Source organism: Janthinobacterium sp. AD80, assembly GCF_002878455.1.
GTDB lineage: Bacteria > Pseudomonadota > Gammaproteobacteria > Burkholderiales > Burkholderiaceae_D > Janthinobacterium.
Genome location: NZ_NRDQ01000010.1, coordinates 96532 through 115462 on the forward strand (window position 1 = coordinate 96532; position 18931 = coordinate 115462).

The following is an 18931-nucleotide window of genomic DNA, read 5'->3' on the forward strand; positions in this document are numbered from 1 at the left end:
TCGGTTCACTTGAATACCAAATAAAACAAGAGGAGACACAATGAAACACATCAAATCGCTCATGCTGGCCACGGCCATCGCCAGTGCCGCACTCACCATCTCGGCCAGCGCGCAGGCCCAGGAAAAGGAGCAGTACATCGCCCTGCCATCGTACCGCGTGGGGCCGTACGCGGCCGGCGGTTCCGGCTTCTACGGCGGCATCATCGACTACTTCAATCTGGTCAACCAGGCCGGCGGCGTCAATGGCGTCAAAATCAGCTGGGAAGAATGCGAAACCGAATACAACCCGTCGCGCGGCGTGGAATGCTATGAACGCCTGAAAACCAAGCAGGGCGGCGCCACCCTGGTGGAAACCCTGTCCACGGGTGTCGCCTACGGCATCCTTGACCGCGTGGCGCAGGACAAGATCCCCATGACGATGATCGGCTACGGCCGCTCGGACGCCGCCAACGGCAAGGTCTTCCCGTATGTGTATCCGCTGATCTCCAGCTACTGGAGCCAGGCCGCCGCCATGATCAAGTATTTGGGCGACAAGGATGGCGGCATGGACAAGCTGAAGGGTAAAAAAATCGTCCACCTGTACCACGATTCGGCCTTCGGCAAGGAGCCGCTGCCCGTGCTCGAAGCGCTGTCGAAACAGTACGGCTTTGAATTGGTCAAAATTCCCGTCGCGCCGCCCGGCAGCGAACAGCAGTCGCAATGGCTGCAGATCCGCCAGGCCAAGCCGGACCACGTGATCCTGTGGGGCTGGGGCGTGATGAACTCCGTGGCCATCAAGACGGCGCAGCGCAACGGCTTCCCGCGCGACAAGATGCTGGGCGTCTGGTGGGCCGGTTCCGAGGAAGACACGATCCCATCGGGCGACGCGGCCAAGGGCTACACGGCGATGACCTTTAATACCCCCGGCAACTACCCCGTGCTGGACGACATCCGCAAGAAGCTCTATGCGTCCGGCAAGGGCAACCTGTCCGACCAGTCGCGCATCGGTTCCGTCTACCACATGCGCGGCGTGACGGCCGGCATCCTGTGGGTCGAAGCCATCCGCACGGCGCAGGAAAAATTTGGCAAGGGCAAGCCGATCACGGGCGAGCAGATGCGCTGGGGCCTGGAAAACCTGAACGTCGACGATGCGCGTCAAAAAGCCGTGGGCGCGCTGGGCATGTTCCCGACCGTGAAAACCAGCTGCGACGACCATGAAGGCTCGGGCGCCGTGAAGGTGCAGCAGTGGGATGGTAAGAAGTGGACCGCCATCACGCCGAAATGGATCGTCGGCGACAAGGCCCTGGTGCGCAAACTCGTTGAGGAATCGTCGGGCAAGTACGCCGACGAGAAAAAAATCACGCCGGCGTGCATGAAGTAAGCGGCTTTCGGGGTGGTGTCGGATTACGGCCTGCGGCCTAATCCGACCTACGCCGCATCCACGTAGGTCGGATTAGCGTAGCGTAATCCGACAAGCACCAACATCACATGAAAACGAAGCAGCCATGACACCCACTGCCACGCAAACACCGGACACCGCGCCGCCGTACCTGTCGGTCAACAATATCGAAGTCATCTACGACCACGTGATCCTGGTCCTGAAAGGCGTGTCGCTGCAAGTCCCGCAGGGCAAGATCGTGGCGCTGCTGGGCGCGAACGGCGCCGGCAAGTCGACCACCCTGAAAACCATCTCGACCCTGCTGCGCGGCGAACGGGGCGACGTCACCAAGGGCGAAGTCCAGTTCAAGGGCGAGCGCGTGGATCAATTGACGCCGAATGAACTGGTGAAACGCGGCCTGTCGCAAGTGATGGAGGGACGCCACTGTTTCGGTCACCTGACCATCGAGGAAAACCTGCTGACGGGCGCCTACACGCGCAGCCTGTCGCGCGGCGAACTGAAAGACGCGCTGGAGAAGGTCTACCACTATTTCCCGCGCCTGAAAACGCGGCGCAGCAGCCAGGCCGGCTATACCTCCGGCGGCGAACAGCAGATGTGCGCGATCGGCCGCGCGCTGATGGCCAAGCCATCGATGATTTTACTGGACGAACCGTCGATGGGCATCGCGCCACAGATCGTCGAAGAGATCTTCGGCATCGTCAAGGACTTGAACCACAAGGAAAACGTCTCTTTCCTGCTGGCCGAGCAGAACACCAACGTGGCGCTGCGCTATGCCGACTTCGGCTACATCCTGGAAAACGGACGGGTTGTGATGGAAGGGCAGGCACAGGAACTGGCCAGCAACGAGGACGTCAAGGAATTTTACCTGGGGGTGTCCACCGCCGGGCGCAAGAGCTTCCGCGACATGAAGTTCTACCGCCGCCGCAAGCGCTGGCTGGCCTGACGCCGGAGACAGGCCATGGACCTGGAACGGGCGAAGGCAGTCTGCCGCGGCTTTCCCGGCGCGACCGAAGACATCAAGTGGAGCAATGTGCTGGCGTTCTCCGTCGGCGGCAGGCTGTTCGCCCTGTGCGGCGCGGAAGCGCACAGTACGCGCGGCATGAGCTTCAAGGTCGATGCGGAACGCTTCCTGGAACTGACGGACCGCCCCGGCTTTCGCCCGGCGCCCTACCTGGCCCGGGCCGGATGGGTTTTGGTGGCCCGCCCCGACGCGCTTGACGACGCAGAAATGGCCGCCCTGCTGCACCGTTCATACCGCCTGATTGTTGCCAGGCTGACGAAAAAACTGCAATTGACATTGGAGAATCCGTAACATGACCGATACGCTCGACAGTCTGGAAACGCGCGCCCCCGATGCCCGCGAACGCGAATTGATGGCCGGCCTGCCACAGCTGATCGCGCGCGCGCAACAGGCGCCGGGCTGGGCCCGCATCCTCGATGGCATCGATGCGGCCAGCATTACCAGCCGCGCGGCGCTGGCACTGCTGCCCGTCACGCGCAAGTCCGATCTCAAGCAATTGCAGCATGCGCAGCTGCCGTTCGGCGGCTTGAACACGACGCCGAAAAACGCCCTCTCGCGCGTCTTCGTCTCGCCCGGCCCCATCTTCGATCCGGAAGGCCGCGGGCCCGACTGGTGGCGCTTCGCGCGCCCCATGTATGCGGCCGGCGTGCGCGCCGGCGGCCTGCTGCAGAACTGTTTTTCGTATCATTTCACGCCGGCCGCCTTCATGGTCGAAGGCGGCGCCGCGCGCATCGGCTGCACCGTCATCCCGGCCGGCATCGGCCAGACGGAAATGCAGGTGCAGGCGATGGCTGACCTCAAGCCGGACACGTATATCGGCACGCCGTCCTTTTTAAAACTGATCATCGAAAAGGCGCGCGAAATGGGCGCCGATATCAGCAGCGTCACCAAGGCCGTGATGGGCGCCGAAGCCCTGCCCGAATCGCTGCGCAGCTGGTTTGCCGCGAACGGCGTGCCGCACGTGTTCCAGACCTATGCCTCGGCCGATATCGGCAGCATCGCCTATGAAACGGCGAGCAATGGCAAGCTCAACCCGGGCATGGTCATCGATGAGAACGTACTGCTGGAAATCGTCCATCCGGGCAGCGGCATTCCCGTCGCGCCGGGTGAAGTGGGCGAGGTGGTCGTCACCGTCTTCAATGCCGACTACCCGCTGATCCGCTTTGCCACGGGCGATCTGTCGGCCGTGCTGACGGACGCGCCGGCGTCGCCGTGCGGGCGCACGAATACGCGCATCAAAGGCTGGATGGGCCGCGCCGACCAGACCACCAAGGTGCGCGCCATGTTCGTGCATCCGTCGCAGGTACACGAGATCGCGCGCCGCCACCCGCAGATCACCAAGGCACGGCTGGTGGTGACGGGCCGCATGGCCAACGACGAGATGACTTTGCATTGCGAAGTCGCCGATCCGACGGACGCCAGCAATGTGGAAGCCATCATCGGCTCGATCCGCGAACTGACCAAGCTGCGGGGCGAAGTGTTGCTGGTGGCCGTGGGCAGCCTGGCGCAAGATGGAAAAATAATCGACGATATACGCGATTACAGCTAGGCGTAGCGCGCTGCTGGCGTTTGCGGGATAATACCCGCATTCACCATCAGCCCCATTCATCGCCATGCAAGAGTCCATGCAAGAATTTCATCACAACCGTGCCCGTGACCTGATCAAGAACGCGGAACTGCTGTTCGACCAAGATGCCGTGCAGGCGTCGATCACGCGCATGGCCGATGTGCTCAACACGCGCTTCAACGCCGAGGAATCGAAAGAATTCCCGCTGGTGCTGGGCGTGATGGGCGGCGCCGTGGTATTCACCGGCAACCTGCTGCCACAGCTGAGCTTCCCGCTCGAGTTCGACTACATCCACGTCAGCCGCTACGGCGACGACGACAAGGGCGGCGAAGTGGTGTGGAAAGTCATCCCCCGCTCGAACGTCTCGGGCCGTACCGTGATCGTGCTCGACGATATCCTCGACGAAGGCGAAACCCTGGCGCACGTCAAGCAGCGCCTGCTGGACATGGGCGCCTCGGAAGTCATCCTGGCCGTGTTCGCCGACAAGGCCATCGGCAAGAAAAAACCCGTGCAAGCCGACATCGTCGGCCTGGTGATCCCGAACCGCTTCGTCGTCGGCTTCGGCATGGATGCATATGGCTACTGGCGCAACCTGCCAGGCCTGTGGGCCATCAAGCCAGAGGATTTGAAGCAGGAGTGAATGGGGTAATTGCGGTGTCGTCGGATTACGGCCTTCGGCCTAATCCGACCTACGCCACCGGGCACTGGTAGCTCGGATTAGCGCACAGCGCGTAATCCGACAAACCCACCAGCGTTACAAATCTGGTGGCTCGGATTAGCGGCGCACGCCGCGTAATCCGACAACCGCCACCAACGCTACAGCTTCAAGCGCGCGCGCGCCGCATCGTATTCGGCCTGCAGGCGCGCCACCATCTCCGCCACCGTCGGCACGTCATCCATCAGGCCCACGCCCTGGCCCGCGCCCCAGATGTCGCGCCATGCCTTGGCGCTGCCCGAACCGAAGTTCATCGAGCTCTTGTCCGCTTCCGGCAAGGCTTCCGGATCGAGTCCGGCCGCTTCGATCGATTTTTTCAGGTAATTGCCGTGCACGCCCGTAAACAGGTTGGTGTAGACGATGTCCGCCGCGCTGGAATCGACGATGGCGTCGCGGTAGCCGTCGCTGACGTTCGATTCCTTGGTCGCCAGCCAGCGCGAGCCGATATAGGCAAAGTCGGCGCCCATGGCCTGCGCGGCCAGCACGGCATCGCCCGTGGCGATGGAGCCGGACAGCGCCAGCGGACCGTCGAAGAACTTGCGCACTTCGCCCACCAGCGCGAACGGCGACAGGGTGCCTGCATGGCCGCCAGCGCCCGTGGCCACCAGGATCAGGCCATCGACGCCTGCTTCCAGCGCCTTTTTCGCGTGACGGATCGAGATCACGTCATGCAGCACGATGCCGCCATAGCTGTGGATGGCGTCGAGCATTTCCTTGGGCGGCGCGCGCAGCGAGGAAATGATGATGGGAATGCGGTGTTTCACGCACACGTCAACGTCATGCGCCAGGCGGTCGTTCGACTGGTGCACGATCTGGTTGACGGCGATCGGCCCGACTTTCTTGTCGGGATTGGCGGCCTGGAAGGCGGCCAGTTCGGCTTGCAGCTCGGTGAGCCAGGTGTCGAGCAGTTCAGCGGGACGCGCGTTCAGGGCAGGGAAGGAGCCGACGATGCCGGCCTTGCACTGCGCCGCGACGAGGGCCGGGCCGCTGGCGATGAACATCGGCGACGCGATAACGGGTAAGGAGAGGTTTTGTAACGCTGCAGGCAATGCCATGGCGGACTCGCTGAAAAGTGGATCGGACAAAAGGATTAAACACCAGAGCAACGATTATAGTGCAGAAAAAGTACGATCGTGCTGAATTTAATCCGATGCCGCGCTATCCATCATTAAGCAAGTGCTCACCCTCGACACGTGCCGCCGCTGCCCTCACCAATTGCGAAATGGCCCACTCGGCCAGCGCGCTTACCTCCTGGCGCAGGAAGCGCCGGTTGGCCTCTTCGAAGATGGGCATGCCGCGCAACAGTGCCGGCACCTCGGCGATGGCGATGCGCTGGCGTTCCAGCAGCAGGAATTTCAGCAGCACCTTCACCGCGTTCTGCGCATTGCGCACCGGGTCTGACGCCAGGTAATCGAGGCGCGACCAGGCGCGCTGCAGGGCGCCGGCGGCATCCGTGAATGGGCGTCCGTGGCCGGGGATGACGACGCGCACGTCCAGGCTGGCGATCAGGTCAAGGGTGGCGCGCGCCTCGATGAAGCCGGAGCCGCCATCGAGTTCCGGGAAGATCACGCCAAAGCCGTTTTCCCACAGCGCGTCGGCGGAGATCAAAATGCCCTCGTCGGCGCAATAGAAAATCAGCGAATGCGGATCGTGGCCGGGCGCGCCCAGCGCCTGCCAGGCCAGGTCGCCCAGAGTCAGCATGTCGCCGGGCGAGAGGGTAGCGTCAAAGCCGAAGCGCGGGCATTGCTGGCCCGTGGCCTGGAAACTGAGGGCGTCGACATCCCAGGTGCGCACCTTGTCGGCCTCCGTCACGGGGATGGCCGTGCGGCAGCCGTATGCGCCTTGCAGCAGCGCGTTGCCGCCGCAGTGGTCGGAGTGCAGATGGGTGTTGAACAGGCGGTCCAGCGGACGGCCATCGAGACTGTGGCGCACCAGGGCCAGGGTTTGCGGCGCGTGCGTGACATAGCCGCTGTCGATCAGCGCCGTCTCGTCCCGCCCCTGGAACAGGATGTTATTCGACGACAGCCAGCCGCGTTCAAATACCTGCATCGCATCGGGGAAAAGCGCTGGCGATCGCGGCATGGGCTACCTCAGTAGTCGGGTTCGAAATCGAGCAGCGACTCGCGGCCCGGCAATTCGGCCCAGACGGCGCGCTTGAAGTCGTCGTCGGCCTTGCTCCAGGCAATGATCTCGTCGAGCGTGCGCAAACACCCTTCGCACAAGCCGCTGTTGCGGTTCATCTTGCACAGGCTGACGCATGGCGACGGTACCGGCGACGGCAAGGAGGGCGGGACGGCTGGCGGAGGTGGGGTAGCGACCATCATGAAGCGGCATCGGTGAGTGTACAGGCATGCATTATGCCGCGAATCCGTGCCGGCGCGGCGATGGCATCGCCCTGCAATGTTTCTTCTGCTATATTTTTGAGCAGAAAGCATGATCAAAAACCTATCTGCCGCACATTTATTTTTTGCCGGCTTTTCACTCTGTGGCAGCCGCTCCTACAGCCGGACCAGGCCAAATCCTGCTTGACTTGAGATCTTTCAGAACTATACTACCATCCATGCAGATGGCAATTGGATGCCACAGGGAGTTCTGGAGACTTATGGCCAAGCAAGAAAGCAAGCCCAAAATTGGGGAATCCGAAAAAATCACGATCAATCTCGGCTTGATCGACCTGGGGCAGATCGATCTGCTGGTCCAGGAGGGATTTTATTCCAACCGCACGGATCTGATCCGTACGGCCATACGCAACCAGCTGGGCACCCACGCCGACGTGGTGAAACAAACTGTCGCGCGTAAAAGCCTGGTCCTGGGCATGCAGCATTATTCGCGCGCCGACCTGGAAGCGATCCAGGCAGCCGGTCAGCGCTTGCAGATACAGGTGCTGGGATTGGCCAGCATCGCCAGCGACGTCTCAGTGGAACTGGCACTGGCCACCATCGAGTCGATCTTCGTATTAGGTGCCCTGCACGCCAGCACCGTCGTCAAGACGGCGCTCGCAGGGCGAATTCACTAGCGTATTGGTTCGCGGCGATGACCCGGCCGATGCGCGGCACCGTTAAGGATGGTCATGAAACTAGCTCAAGACATGTTGGCGCAGATGCGCGCCGCAACCCGTAATCTGATGGGCAGCGGCCCTGCCGCCGCCACCGAAGCCATTCAACAGGCGCTGTCCGCCGCCGGCCTGGCGCCGCAAGCGGCGGCCACGCAGCAGCAGCAGCAGCAGCCGATGCGCGACATTAATCCACCACCTGCGCCGCCGCCAGCGCCGGCAGCCGGCGCACAGCCACAAGCGGCCGCCGCGCAGGAAGCGCCTGCCGCCGCTCCCACGCCCGCCCAGGCGGCGCAGGAGTTCGCCCAGGATTTCATGTCACGCCTGGGCGTGCCCGCCGGCCTGGGGCAGCACAGCTTCGACATGCCCAGCTTCGAACTGCCGAATTTTCATCCGCCCGGTTTCAATGCGCCTGCCGCCACGCCGGTCGACGTGCCGGCCGGTGCCCAATTCATCGACGGCGTGTACCGCAACCATGCGGGCACGCGTTCGTACAAGCTGTATATCCCCAGCAGCTACCATGGCCAGGCCATGCCGCTGATCGTCATGCTGCACGGCTGTACGCAGAATCCCGACGATTTCGCCGCCGGCACGCAGATGAACGCGCTGGCCGAAGAGAAGGAATGCTTTGTTGTCTATCCGGCGCAGACGCAGGGCGCCAACAGCTCGCGCTGCTGGAACTGGTTCAATGCGCTCGACCAGCAGCGCGACCAGGGCGAACCATCGCTGATTGCCGGCATCGCCCAGCAAGTCATCGACGAATACCCGGTCAACGAACGCGAAGTGTTCGTTGCCGGCCTGTCGGCGGGCGGCGCCATGGCCGTCATCGTCGGCACCCTGTATCCGGAACTGTTTGCCGCCGTCGGCGTGCATTCTGGCCTGCCCTTCGCCTCGGCGCAGGACTTGCCGTCGGCGCTGGCCGCCATGAAGGGCGGCGCCATGCCCAATCCGAAACGCCAGGCGCCGGCAGGCGGCGTGCCCATCATCGTCTTCCACGGCGACCGCGACACCACCGTCAACCTGCGCAATGGCGATGAACTGATCGCCCAGGGCGTGCGCAGCCAGGCGGGCGGCAAGGCCGCCAGGGCCGCCTCCACCGATGGCAGCGTACCGAATGGCCACCGCTACACGCGCACCACGCACAGCCAGGCCGACGGTTCTCCGCTGGGGGAATACTGGGTCATTCACGGTGCCGGCCATGCGTGGTCGGGCGGCAGCGACAGCGGCAGCTATACCGATGGCAAAGGACCGGACGCCAGCCGCGAGATGCTGCGCTTTTTCAAGACGGTCAGCTGATCCGTCAGCTGCTTGCGCCGACGAACGGCGCGATCTGCCGCTGCTTGTCGGCGATCTCGCAGACGCCGTCGGCGTAGCGGTTCGAGATGGCGATGAACTGGTTCTGGATCGCCAGGAAGGCGTCGACGATCTCGGCGTCGAAATGCGTGCCGCGTCCTTCGCTGATGATCTGCACGGCCTGCGCATGGCCCATGCCCTGCTTGTAGATGCGCCGGCTGATCAGGGCATCGTATACGTCGGCCAGCGCCATCAGGCGCGCCGAGATCGGGATCGCCTCGCCCGCCAGCCCTTGCGGGTAGCCGCTGCCATCCCATTTTTCATGATGGCTGTAGGCGATCTCTTTCGCATACTTGAGAAAATCGACCTCGATGCCCAGTTCATGTTCGGCCGCCAGGATGGCGTCGCGCCCGAGGGTCGTATGCGTCTTCATGATGGCCATTTCATGCGGCTCGAAGCGGCCCGGCTTGAGCAGGATATGATCGGGGATGCCCACCTTGCCGATGTCGTGCAGCGGCGCCGTCTTGAATAACAGCGCGATATTCTTGTCCGTCAAAAAATCACGGAAGCGCGGCAGGTCGCGCACCTTTTCAGCCAGTGCCTTCAGGTAGTGCGAGGTGCGGCGGATGTGGTTGCCCGTTTCGCTGTCGCGCGTCTCGGCCAGCGAGGCCATGGCATGGATGGTGACATCCTGCAGTGCCGCCACTTCCTGTACCCGGCGTTCCACCTCCGTTTCCAGGTAATGGTTCTGGTCGCGCAAAAAATCCTGCATCTGCTTCATGCCCAGCTGGGTCTTGATGCGCGCCAGCACGATGGGCGCTGAAATCGGCTTGGTGATGTAGTCGACGGCGCCCATGGCCAGGCCCAGCTGCTCGTCGGCCACTTCGCTCATGGCGGTGACGAAAATCACGGGGATGCCGGCGGTGGCGGAATCGGCTTTCAGCGCGCGGCACACGTCGTAGCCGCTCATGCCCGGCATCATGATATCGAGCAGGATCAGATCGGGCTGGTCGCTGCCAGCGGCGATCTTCAGCGCGCGCTCGCCATTGACGGCGATCTTGGTGCGGTACTCGCCTTCCAGCACCGCGCGCAGCAGGTCGATATTGTCCGGCGTGTCATCCACCACCAGGATGGTGGGCTTGCTATTCAAGGCTTTCATGCCCTTCCTTCGCTCTTCATTTCTGTCCTTGTCACAGTGTCAGCTCCAGCGCCTCGGCCACTTCGCCCAGCTGCGCCAGCGCGCCCTCGAAGTCGTATTGTCCCAGCATGCGCTTCAGCTGGCGCGCGTGTTCCGCCTGGCCTGCCGCCACCAGCACGGGGCCGAAATCGTCGAGATGCCTGACGGCCTGCGCGTCATCCTGCAGCAGCAGCTGCGACAGCTCGCGCAAGCCGGCCTCCAGGCGCATGCGGTCCACTGGTGCCGGCACCGGCACGGCGCCGGCCGGCTCCGCAGAGGCGGCACGCGACTGCATGGCCAGCACGATCTTCGGCACCAGTTCATCAAGCGCCAGGGTGCAGGCGGCCAGCGCCTGCGGCAAGCCGTCATGCGAACCGAGGCTGAGCAAATGCTCTACCCGCGCGGCGCTGTCGGCCAGGCCGCCGGCGCCGATATTGCCCGCCAGGCCCTTGAGCGTATGCGCTTCGCGGATCGCCGTTTCCAGCTGGTTGTTCTCGATGGCGGTCGCGATGCGCAGCATGGCATCGAACTGGGTTTCCACGAACCGGTCCAGCAATTTTCGCATCAAAGCGGCATTCCCGCCCACGCGGCGCATGGCTTCGGCCATTTTCAGGCCGGCGATGGCGGGCAGTTCCGCTTCCGGCTGCGCCACCGTCATCTGCGCGTCGTCCTGCGGTTCGGCCGGCGCGATCCAGCGCGCCAGGGTACCGAACAACTGCGCCACGTCGATCGGTTTGGCAATGAAATCGTTCATGCCGGCATCCAGGCATTTTTCCTTGTCGCCGACCATGGCGTTGGCCGTCATGGCGATCACGGGCAAGTCCGAATAGCGGGGATCCTGGCGCAGTTTGCGCGTCGCCTGGTAGCCGTCCATCACCGGCATCTGGCAATCCATCAGCACGCCGTCATAGGCGTTTTCCGCGATCTTCGCCAGGGCGATGGCGCCATTGCCGGCGATATCGACGCGGATGCCCGCATCGCTGAGAATCTGCTGCGCCACTTCCTGATTGACTTCATTGTCTTCCACCAGCAGCAGCCAGGCGCCGCGCAGGGCGCGCTCATCGTCGCGGTAGCTGCTCTGGCGCCGGGTCTTGCGGCTCTGCCCCGTCACGCCGCCAAACACGAAGGCAATCTGGTCGAGCAGGGTCGAGGCGCTGACCGGCTTGGTCAGCACGCCATCGAGCCGCAGGTCGCGCTGGCGCGCCGCCTCCTGCAGCGCCTCGCGGTGATAGGCGGTGATCATGATGCAGGCCGGCGTCGCGTCGATGCCGGCGGCGTCGGCGCGGATGGCGGCCAGGGTATCGAGGCCATTCATGTCGGGCATGCGCCAATCCATCAGCAGCAAGCCATATGGCCGCCCCTCGGCGCACGCCTGCGCCACGGCGCCGATGGCCAGCGCGCCGCTGTACACGGCGCGGGCCTCGAAGCCCAGCGCCGACAGCATGCTGACGAAAATCTCGCGCGCGCTGGGATTGTCGTCCACCACCAGCACGCGCAGCCCCTTGAACTGCTGCTGGTGCTGCAGTGGCTGCTGGCTGTCGCGCGGCACGGCGGCCAGGCCGAAGCGGGCCGTAAAGAAGAAGGTGCTGCCCACGCCTGCTTCGCTTTCCAGGTCGATCTCGCCTTCCATCATTTCCACCAGGCGCTTGCTGATGGTCAGGCCCAGTCCCGTGCCGCCATGGTGCCGCGTGGTCGACGTGTCGGCCTGGGTGAATGCCTGGAACAATTTGCTGCGCTGGGCCGGCGTCAGGCCGATACCCGTGTCGCGCACCGCCACGCGCAGGACGGCCGCATGCTCGTCGCGCTGCTGCAGGCGGATGGTGACGACGATCTCGCCCTTGTCCGTAAATTTGATGGCGTTGTTGGTCAGATTGATCAACACCTGGCCCAGGCGCAGCGGGTCGCCCTGCAGCGCGTTGGGCACGTCGGCGGCGACGTCGAACAGCAGTTCCAGGCCCTTGTCCTGGGCCCGCATCACGGACAGATCGGCGATCTGCGCCAGCACGTCTTCCAAGAAAAAATCGACCTTCTCGAAGGCCATCTTGCCCGCCTCGATCTTCGAGAAATCGAGGATGTCGTCAATGATGGCCAGCAGGTTCTTCGATGCCGATTCCACCTTCTCGAGGTAGTTGCGCTGGGTTGGCGTGAGCTCCGTCTGCAGCGCCAGATGCGTCATGCCGATGATGCCGTTCATCGGCGTGCGGATTTCATGCGACATATTCGCCAGGAAATCGGACTTCATCTTGGTCGCATCCTCGGCCACCTCGACGGCATGGCGCAAGTCCTGCTCCACGGCCAGGCTGGTGCTCATGTTTTTCAGCGCCTGCATCAATTCGCCCGTCTCGTCGCGCGAGGTCACTTCGATGGCGGAACTGAAGTCGCCATTGGCCACGCGCGTGGCGATCGCCACCGCTTCGCCCAGCGGCCGCGTGATCGAGCGGGCCGACCAGGCAAAGGCCAGGCCGACCAGCAAGGCGGCCAGGCCGATGCCGCCCATCAGGGTAAGAGAGGTGTCGATATCGTTGCGTATCCTGGCCGCGCTGTCGCCGATCTGCCGCTGCTGCAAGTCGTCGAGCTGGCCCACGTACAGCAGCACCTTTTCCAGCACGGGCAAGGTTTGCGTCTGCATGGCCTGCTCCGCGCCGGCCTGGTCACCCTGCCCGACCAGCGCGAACAGCGCCTGCAGCGAAACGTAATAGTCGGCGCGCGCGCGGTGCATCTGCGCCAGCAGATGCCGCTCCTCGGTGCGCGCCTTCAGGCCATCGAGGATGCGCACCTGCTCGTCGATGCCCAGCTTGATCGCCTCCAGGCGCTCCTGGTTCGCCTGGCGCAGCGGCAGCTGGTGCTGGCTCGGCAGGCTGGCGATGCGCGTGGCCGCCTCGCGCGCCAGGGCGTGGATCTTGCTGGTGGCCTTGGCGGCGACCCAGTCGCGCTGCAGGATATTGTCCGTCTCGGCGCGGATCGCATAGATGCGGCTGCCCGACAGGACGATGACGACCAGCATCAGCACGATCAGCATGGCATAGCCAGCGTTGATGCGCACGCCGATCCGGATATCCGTGAAACGCATGACAGTTTCCTATCAGAAATTCTTAAAAACGGCAGTCTGACCCTATTCCCCTACAAAATGCAAGGTCTTTTGCAAAGGATTTGCGCGCCAAAGCGCTTATTTGGCGGCTGTTGCGTCTTTTTCAGGCGGCGTCAATGCGTCGATATGGGCTTGCAGGCAGGCGGGGCACCAACAGGCAGCGGCGGCGCTGCCGGGCACGGGGAGGGCGGGCGGCAGGGCCACGCACCAGCACGGCGTGCTGGCGTCCGGGTCAAGCTGGCCACACTGGAACGTGGCGCCGCAACGGCTGCACTGGCTCATGGCTGTGTGTGAATTGGCAAGTGTGTGACATGCCGGCATTGCGGCTGTCGCACATGTAACTGGGGGTAAAAGGGCTGGCTGGGAGGCATATCGGGCCAGACTATAGGATCATCAGGGAAAATACAACAAGATCGCCCTATAATGCCTCCAGGATTTTCTTCTTCCCTGTAAAATCGCACAAATCTATTTTCCGGACTCGCCATGAATCAACTAGCTAACTTGAACCTGGACATGAATGACGACTTGACGGCGGTGTCGCCGCAAATCAAGGCGCAGATTCTGGCCGAGGCCCTGCCCTACATCCGCAATTTCCACGGCAAGACCATCGTCATCAAATACGGTGGCAATGCCATGACGGACGAGCGCCTGAAGCACGGCTTCGCGCGCGACGTCATCCTGCTCAAGCTGGTCGGCATGAACCCTGTCGTGGTGCACGGCGGCGGACCGCAAATCGACAACGCGCTGAAAAAAATCGGCAAGCAAGGCACGTTTGTACAAGGCATGCGCATCACCGATGAAGAAACCATGGAAGTGGTGGAATGGGTGCTGGGCGGCGAAGTGCAGCAGGATATCGTCATGCTGATCAACCATTACGGCGGCCAGGCCGTCGGCCTGACCGGCAAGGATGGCGGCTTGATCCGCGCGCGCAAGATGCAGATGCCGGACCGCGAACATCCGGGCGAATTCCTCGACATCGGTTTTGTGGGCGAGATCGACGCGATCAACCCGGCCGTCGTCAAGGCGCTGCAGGACGACGCCTTCATTCCCATCATCTCGCCGATCGGTTTCGGCCAGGATGGCCAGGCCTACAACATCAACGCCGACGTAGTGGCTGGCAAGATCGCGGAAATCCTGAAAGCGGAAAAGCTGATCATGATGACCAACATCGCCGGCGTCCAGGACAAGCAGGGCAATCTGGTGACCGACCTGTCGGCACGCGAAATCGACGAGATGTTCGCCGATGGCACGATCTCGGGCGGCATGCTGCCGAAGATCTCCTCCGCCCTCGACGCCGCCAAGTCCGGCGTGAACACCGTGCACATCATCGATGGCCGCATCGAACACTCATTATTGCTGGAAGTGTTGACCGAGCAGGCTTTTGGTACTATGATCCGTTCGCACTAAAAAAATCGCAATGCATCACAGCGAGTAGTTTGGCGGCGCAGATCACCTGGCGCCGCTTTTAATTTGCCCTTGTAGCTCAGTGGTAGAGCACTCCCTTGGTAAGGGAGAGGCCACGTGTTCGATCCACGTCAAGGGCACCAGTATCCTTTCCCCGCAGCTGTAAAACTGTCCATGGCAGCGTTGTCCTTCCTCGCCGTACATTCGTACTGTCTTCGTCAGTCCGCCTTGCCCTGAACACTTTTCCATCTGCTCTGCCGTCATCTCCCCGTAATTCAAATGTCCATGGCTGCGTTGCCTAGCCTCGCCGACCATGCGTACTGTCTTCGTCTCGGCGCCTTGCCCTGAACACTTTTCATCTACTCTGCCGTCATCTCCCCATGGTAAAACTGTCCATGGCAGCGTTGTCCTTCCTCGCCGACCATTCGTACTGTCTTCGTCAGTCCACCTTGTCCTGAAGACTTTTCCAGCTGCTCTGCCGCCGGTTGTTGCGCGGCTGAGCTAGCGCTACCCTAATACACCCGCTCGACCTTCAAGCCCTTCTGGCGCAACAGCTCAGGCACGCTTTTCGTTCCCACCAGGTGCAGCACGCCGATGGCGGCCAGGCTGGACTTTTCGCGCGACAGCAGGCTGGCGATGCCGTCGGCCAGGGCGGGATTGCGGCCATCGAGCAACACCTTTTGCACGAACTGCGCGGAGAACGAGGGGTCGGTCGCCGCCTTGGCGGCCAGCTTGTCGAAGGCGGCCGCGTCGGCCGTGCGCCAGGCATTGGCGATCTCGCGCGCTTCCTGGCTTTGCTCCTGGTCTTCGATCGAGGCCACGCCGTCTTCGAGGAAGCGGCACTGGTCAGCCGGCGTCATCGCGCCGAACAGCGCCATCTGGCCTTCCATCGATTCGAGTTCCAGCACGGGGATCTTGCGCGCCTTGGCTTGCTGCGACAGGTAATTGTCCACCGCCAGCTCCGAGCGGTAGCCGAGGGTGGAAAACTCGCCGATGGCCAGCATGCTGGCCAGCATCCACGGCTTCATCGGCGCCACAGCTTCAGGCGCGATGCCGTATCTTTTCAGCAGCGGCGCCAGGCGCGGCGCCAGGGCCTGGCGGCAGTCTGGCGGCACCTTGCTGCCCGGCGCCTCCATGCCATATTTCAGCACGGCGCGAATGGCGCTATGCGGATCGGCGCCAGGATCGATCTCCAGCGCCAGCGCGCCGGCGCCTTCCAGCGCCTGCGTCACGGTCGGCTCGAGCGGGTAAAAATCGGCGGCGCCGACGTGGATGGTGCCGAACAAATACAGAGTGTGGCTGGCGTCCTGCACCTTGAACAGGGCGCCCCGGTTTTGCACCACGGGCGGCGCTTCGGCGCGGACCGCCTGCAAGGGCAGCAAGAATAATCCGCAAAACATCACTATAATCTGGCGTCGCATGGTTTTCCTGATTGTTGAATTTTTCATCTTTGCTTAAAGACTCCTGTGCCTGTGCCCCATCTTAACCGCTCGTCGCCGGTCTGGCTGTTTGACCTCGACAACACGCTGCACAATGCCTCGCATGCCATTTTCCCCACCATCACGGCCAATATGAATACGTATATTGCCCGTGTGCTGGGCGACGGCGTGACGCCGGCCGACGATGCCATCGTCAATGCGGCGCGCGCGGCCTACTGGCGCCGCTATGGCGCCACCTTGCTGGGCATGGTCAGGCACCACCAGGTACAGGCCGCGCATTTCCTGCACGAGACGCATGCCTTCGACGATTTGCCGGCGATGATACGCGCCGAGCGGGGACTGGGGGCTTTACTCAAGCGCCTGCCTGGCCGTAAAATTTTACTCACCAACGCGCCGCTGCGCTATTCGAGCGACGTGATGCGCCACCTGGGACTGCGCCAGCACTTTTCACACCACGTCGCCATCGAGGCGATGCAGGTGCACCGCCAGCTGCGGCCCAAGCCATCAACCCTGATGCTGCGCAAACTGATGCGAAAACATCAGATCCGTCCCGGCCGCTGCATCCTGGTGGAAGATACGCTGGCCAACCTGAAGGGCGCAAAAAGACTGGGCCTGCGCACGGCCTGGGTCACGCAATACCTGAAAATGGCCGATCCGATCGGCGTGGCAAAACTGCCCAAGGCGTTAAATCGCCCCGCTTACGTCGATGTCAAAGTAAAATCTGTCCGGCATTTGGCACGCCGCCTTCACCGTCTGCGTTGAAGGGAACTCCTGGGCCTCCGGTTGACACCGGAAGCCGCACCGCTAGCGGCGGTGACGGACCTTCCCATCAAGGCAGCATTTTTTTTAACGACAAGAGAAAATATGGCAAGCACACCGCCGGGCCAACGCAGGCTACAAATTCTTCAGGCCCTCGCCGCAATGCTGGAGCAGCCGAAAGGCGAAAAGATCACCACCGCCGCACTGGCGGCCAGACTGACCGTATCGGAAGCGGCCCTGTACCGCCATTTCGCCAGCAAGGCGCAAATGTTCGAAGGGCTGATCGAATTCATCGAGTCGAGCGTTTTCGGCCTGATCAACCAGATCGCGGAAAAACACAGCGACGGCATGACGCAGACGCGCGACATCGTCGGCATGCTGCTCAATTTCGCCATCAGCAATCCGGGCATGACGCGCGTGCTGATCGGCGACGCCTTGGTCAATGAAGACGAGCGCCTGCAAGTGCGCATGAACCAGTTCTACGACCGCGTGGAACTGGCGCTCAAGCAGGCCTTGCGCGTGGCCGCGGCCGAAGGCCATGGCAAGGAAAGCGAAGTGGCAGCGCGCGCCACCCTGATCGTCAGCTTCGTCATCGGACGCTGGCACCGCTACGCCAAGAGCGGCTTCAAGATCAATCCATCCCAGGAAGCGGCGCTGCAAATCGCCATGCTGCTGGGATAAATCACCGCCGTCGCTGTGCCCATGCCTACCGCCTGTTTCGCCCTGCTCGACGACGCCAGCACCCCCGGCGCCGGTTCGCGCCTGTACACGGGCCTGGCGGCGGTCTTGCAGTGCACCGAGGGGCAACAGTGGCCGGCCCTGCTGGAAGGCCTGCAAGGTGCCCTGGATCGCGGCCAGTACGCCGTCAGCGTGTGCAGCTACGAACTCGGTGCCCACCTGCTGGCCATGCCGCCGCGCGCGGCCAGCGTTGACGCGCCGCCGCTGGCGCAGGTACTCGTCTTCGAGCACTGCACGCAGCTGTCGCAGGACGAAGTGGCGCAGTGGCTGGTGGAGCACGCGCCGGCGACAGCCGCACCTGCCGGCGTGGCCGGCATCGACGCCAATGTCGACCAGGCCGGATTCACGCGCGCGCTCAAGCGCATCCACGACTACATCGTGGCCGGCGACACCTATCAGGTCAACTACACGTATCGCTTGCGCTTCGACGCCTTCGGCTCGCCCCTGGCCCTGTATGCGCGGCTGCGCGCGCGCCAGCCCGTGCCCTACGGCGCGCTGGTGATGCTGCCCGATGGCGGCGCCCTGCTGTCGCTGTCGCCCGAACTGTTCGTGCGCCATGCGCAGGGCGAGCTGACGGCGCGGCCCATGAAGGGTACGGCGCCGGCCGCCCCAGCCGAACAGGCGGAAGAAAACGCGCGCCGCGCCAGCGCCCTGTCTGCCGATCCGAAGAACCGCGCGGAAAACCTGATGATCGTCGACCTGCTGCGCAATGACATCGGCCGCATCGCCGTCACGGGTTCCGTCAAGGTGCCGGCGCTGTTCCAGGTGACGCGCTACAGCAGCGTGCTGCAAATGACCTCCACCGTGCAGGCGCGCCTGCGCGAGGATGCCAGCCTGGCCGACATCTTCCAGGCCCTGTATCCGTGCGGCTCGATCACGGGTGCGCCGAAACGGCGCACCATGGAAATCATCGCCGAACTGGAGCCGGCGCCGCGCGGCATCTACACGGGCGCCATCGGCTGGTTCGACCCGCCAGACGCCGGCGCTGGTCACGCTGTGGGCGACTTCTGCATGTCCGTGCCGATCCGCACCCTGGCCTTGCAGCCCCCAGGAGCGAATGGCACCCGGCGCGGCGCGATGGGCGTGGGCGCCGGCATCGTGCTGGACAGCGAACCACACGATGAATTCGCGGAATGCCAGCTCAAGGCGCGCTTCCTGACGGGCCTGACGAACGACTTCGAGCTGTTCGAGACCCTGCACGCCAGCCGTGGCCATGGCTGCCGCCAGCAGGAGCACCACCTGGCGCGCCTGGCCGCGTCCTGTGCCTATTTTGGTTTTGCCTGGGATGCGGATGCGGCCC

At 63.3% G+C, this 18931-nt stretch carries 18 protein-coding genes and 1 tRNA gene; 12 read left to right on the forward strand and 7 right to left on the reverse strand.

What is annotated here, in order from left to right; all coding sequences use genetic code 11:
* Positions 1–40: 40 nt before the first annotated feature.
* From JaAD80_RS02760 to JaAD80_RS02780, 5 genes are all read left to right on the forward strand, one after another.
* Complete coding sequence (locus JaAD80_RS02760; protein ID WP_102292773.1) at positions 41–1360, forward strand: ABC transporter substrate-binding protein; 1320 nt, start codon at positions 41–43, stop codon at positions 1358–1360.
* A gap of 124 nt (positions 1361–1484) precedes the next feature.
* Entirely contained in the window at positions 1485–2321 is an 837-nt protein-coding gene (locus tag JaAD80_RS02765; RefSeq protein WP_102292774.1) for an ABC transporter ATP-binding protein, read from the forward strand.
* A gap of 15 nt (positions 2322–2336) precedes the next feature.
* A complete protein-coding gene (locus JaAD80_RS02770) occupies positions 2337–2690 on the forward strand; it encodes an MmcQ/YjbR family DNA-binding protein (RefSeq protein WP_102292775.1) in 354 nt (117 codons plus the stop codon).
* A 1-nt stretch (position 2691) separates the two neighbouring features.
* Positions 2692–3948 (forward strand): phenylacetate--CoA ligase family protein, encoded by a 1257-nt coding sequence (locus tag JaAD80_RS02775; protein ID WP_102292776.1) that lies wholly within the window; start codon positions 2692–2694, stop codon positions 3946–3948.
* 76 nt (positions 3949–4024) lie between these two features.
* Positions 4025–4606: a hypoxanthine-guanine phosphoribosyltransferase gene (locus JaAD80_RS02780; protein ID WP_102292777.1), complete on the forward strand. Its 582-nt coding sequence runs from the start codon at positions 4025–4027 to the stop codon at positions 4604–4606.
* A gap of 176 nt (positions 4607–4782) precedes the next feature.
* Here JaAD80_RS02780 and JaAD80_RS02785 read toward each other — a convergent pair whose 3' ends face one another.
* From JaAD80_RS02785 to JaAD80_RS02795, 3 genes are all read right to left on the reverse strand, one after another.
* The gene (locus JaAD80_RS02785) at positions 4783–5736 is read right to left on the reverse strand and encodes a nitronate monooxygenase family protein (protein WP_102292778.1); all 954 of its coding nucleotides are present in this window, start codon (positions 5734–5736) and stop codon (positions 4783–4785) included.
* Between the two features lie 103 nt (positions 5737–5839).
* Complete coding sequence (locus tag JaAD80_RS02790) at positions 5840–6763, reverse strand: MBL fold metallo-hydrolase (protein ID WP_102292779.1); 924 nt, start codon at positions 6761–6763, stop codon at positions 5840–5842.
* A gap of 8 nt (positions 6764–6771) precedes the next feature.
* On the reverse strand, positions 6772–7005 hold the full coding sequence (locus JaAD80_RS02795; protein ID WP_102292780.1) for a DUF1289 domain-containing protein: 234 nt from the start codon (positions 7003–7005) through the stop codon (positions 6772–6774).
* 278 nt (positions 7006–7283) lie between these two features.
* On the opposite strand from JaAD80_RS02795, the gene JaAD80_RS02800 reads away from it, so the two are divergent.
* Both JaAD80_RS02800 and JaAD80_RS02805 read left to right on the forward strand, forming a co-directional pair.
* Positions 7284–7697, forward strand: a complete 414-nt coding sequence (locus JaAD80_RS02800; RefSeq protein ID WP_102292781.1) for a CopG family transcriptional regulator — start codon at positions 7284–7286, stop codon at positions 7695–7697.
* A 54-nt stretch (positions 7698–7751) separates the two neighbouring features.
* Positions 7752–9029, forward strand: coding sequence for a PHB depolymerase family esterase (locus tag JaAD80_RS02805; protein ID WP_258002781.1), 1278 nt, complete (start codon positions 7752–7754; stop codon positions 9027–9029).
* 4 nt (positions 9030–9033) lie between these two features.
* On the opposite strand, the gene JaAD80_RS02810 is transcribed toward JaAD80_RS02805, so the two are convergent.
* The 3 genes from JaAD80_RS02810 to JaAD80_RS02820 all read right to left on the reverse strand — a co-directional run bounded on the left by JaAD80_RS02810 (position 9034) and on the right by JaAD80_RS02820 (position 13573).
* Positions 9034–10185 (reverse strand): two-component system response regulator, encoded by a 1152-nt coding sequence (locus tag JaAD80_RS02810; protein ID WP_102292783.1) that lies wholly within the window; start codon positions 10183–10185, stop codon positions 9034–9036.
* A gap of 31 nt (positions 10186–10216) precedes the next feature.
* Positions 10217–13273 carry a response regulator gene (locus tag JaAD80_RS02815; protein ID WP_102292784.1) on the reverse strand — a complete coding sequence of 1019 codons (3057 nt, stop codon included), beginning with the start codon at positions 13271–13273 and terminating at the stop codon, positions 10217–10219.
* Between the two features lie 96 nt (positions 13274–13369).
* The gene (locus JaAD80_RS02820; RefSeq protein WP_102292785.1) at positions 13370–13573 is read right to left on the reverse strand and encodes a cysteine-rich CWC family protein; all 204 of its coding nucleotides are present in this window, start codon (positions 13571–13573) and stop codon (positions 13370–13372) included.
* Positions 13574–13804: 231 nt separating this feature from the next.
* Here JaAD80_RS02820 and argB point away from each other — a divergent pair, with 231 nt between their 5' ends.
* Positions 13805–14698 (forward strand): acetylglutamate kinase, encoded by an 894-nt coding sequence (gene argB, locus JaAD80_RS02825; protein WP_010393729.1) that lies wholly within the window; start codon positions 13805–13807, stop codon positions 14696–14698.
* Between the two features lie 65 nt (positions 14699–14763).
* Positions 14764–14838: transfer RNA gene (locus JaAD80_RS02830), tRNA-Thr, on the forward strand.
* Between the two features lie 369 nt (positions 14839–15207).
* Here JaAD80_RS02830 and JaAD80_RS02835 read toward each other — a convergent pair.
* On the reverse strand, positions 15208–16077 hold the full coding sequence (locus tag JaAD80_RS02835) for a TraB/GumN family protein (protein ID WP_258002782.1): 870 nt from the start codon (positions 16075–16077) through the stop codon (positions 15208–15210).
* An 84-nt stretch (positions 16078–16161) separates the two neighbouring features.
* Between JaAD80_RS02835 and JaAD80_RS02840 the strand changes: the two genes are divergently transcribed.
* The 3 genes from JaAD80_RS02840 to pabB form a co-directional block, all read left to right on the forward strand.
* Positions 16162–16896, forward strand: coding sequence for a pyrimidine 5'-nucleotidase (locus JaAD80_RS02840; RefSeq protein WP_102292787.1), 735 nt, complete (start codon positions 16162–16164; stop codon positions 16894–16896).
* Positions 16897–16998: 102 nt separating this feature from the next.
* On the forward strand, positions 16999–17574 hold the full coding sequence (gene slmA / locus JaAD80_RS02845; RefSeq protein ID WP_086137299.1) for a nucleoid occlusion factor SlmA: 576 nt from the start codon (positions 16999–17001) through the stop codon (positions 17572–17574).
* Positions 17575–17595: 21 nt separating this feature from the next.
* A partial coding sequence (gene pabB, locus JaAD80_RS02850) for an aminodeoxychorismate synthase component I (protein WP_102292788.1) occupies positions 17596–18931 on the forward strand: 1336 nt, incomplete at its 3' end.